The 1,453-nt window shown below is 64.0% G+C and carries 1 pseudogene; it reads right to left on the bottom strand.

Features of this window, described 5'->3' with window-relative positions:
- Positions 1 to 78: 78 nt before the first annotated feature.
- Positions 79 to 1,453, bottom strand: a pseudogene (locus ABT116_RS45905) (vitamin B12 dependent-methionine synthase activation domain-containing protein); the annotation flags it as partial.

Raw genomic sequence — 1,453 nt, 5'->3', positions numbered from 1 at the left:
ATCGCGATCTGCTCGACCACGTCGACGTGCTCGCAGCCGCCGTAGTAGCGGCGGCCCGGGTAGCCCTCGGCGTACTTGTTGGTGAGGACCGAGCCTGCAGGTCCTTGGGCAGTTCACGCCGATTCGTTCGGGTTCGAGCAACGCAACCAACTTGGCTCGATCCTCGAGATCCGGGCACGCGCCGTATCCGAACGAATAGCGAGCGCCGCGGTACTCGAGATCGAAGTAACCGGCAACCTCGGTGGGATCCTGCTCCGCGACGGTATGCCCCTCGGGAAGCACTAGCTCTTCACGGACGCGTCGATGCCAGTACTCGGCCAGAGACTCCGTGAGCTGGACACCGATTCCGTGAACCTCGAGGTAATCGCGGTACGAGTTCGACGCGAACAACTCGTTGGCGAAGTCCGCGATCGGCTGACCCATCGTCACCAACTGGAACGGGAGTACGTCGACCTGCCCGGTGGCCTCGGCGTCCTTGCGCGAGCGAACGAAGTCCGCGATGCACAGGAAGCGGTCGCGGTGCTGGCGCGGGTAGGTGAATCGGAACCTTTCGGGTGCATCCGGTTTCGGCTCGGTGAGCACGATGACGTCGTCGCCCTCCGAGATCGCCGGGAAGTACCCGTACACGACCGCGGCATGCGCGAGGATGCCCTCGGACGTCAACCGATCGAGCCAGTACCGAAGCCGCGGACGGCCTTCCGACTCGACCAGTTCCTCGTACGTCGGACCGTCGCCCTTGCGCTGACCGCGAAGGCCCCACTGGCCGAGGAAAAGAGCGCGCTCGTCGAGCAGCCCCGAGTACTCGGACAGCGAGATTCCCTTGACGATGCGCGAGCCCCAGAACGGCAGTGTCGGCACCGCGATGTCGGCTGCGACATCGGAACGCTCCGGCAGGACCACGGGAACCGCTGCAGCCTTACGCTTTTCGGCGATGCGCTTGGAACGCTCGTGACGAGCCTTACGCTCGGCAGCCTTCTCGCGAGCAGCGATGGCCTCCGGGCTGTCCGGCGCCGGGCCGCCGCCGCGCTTGGTCGTCATGATCTGGTCCATCAAGTTCAGACCCTCGAAAGCATCGCGGGCATAGCTGACGTCGCCCTCGTACACCTCCTGCAGATCGTTCTCGACGTACGAACGCGTGAGCGCCGCACCACCGAGCAGAACCGGGAACTTCTCGGCGACTCCGCGTGCGTTGAGTTCCTGGAGGTTTTCCTTCATCACGACAGTGGACTTCACGAGCAGTCCGGACATGCCGATGACATCGGCCTTGTGCTCGATCGCAGCATCGAGAATGGTCGCGATGGGCTGCTTGATGCCGAGGTTCACTACGCCGCCGCCAAGTCCCCCGAACGCGCGGTGAAGATCTGCCTGGTGTTCAGAAACGCTGTGAACAGTGCCGACAGCCCGTAGAACAGGATCGCCGGCAGAAGTAGATACGACAGCGCCGTGGTCAGGT

This window comes from Streptomyces sp. NPDC002130 (assembly GCF_040296465.1).
Classification (GTDB): domain Bacteria; phylum Actinomycetota; class Actinomycetes; order Streptomycetales; family Streptomycetaceae; genus Streptomyces.
The sequence above is the reverse complement of the archived record's forward strand: the minus strand, read 5'-3'. Positions and strand labels throughout refer to the sequence as shown.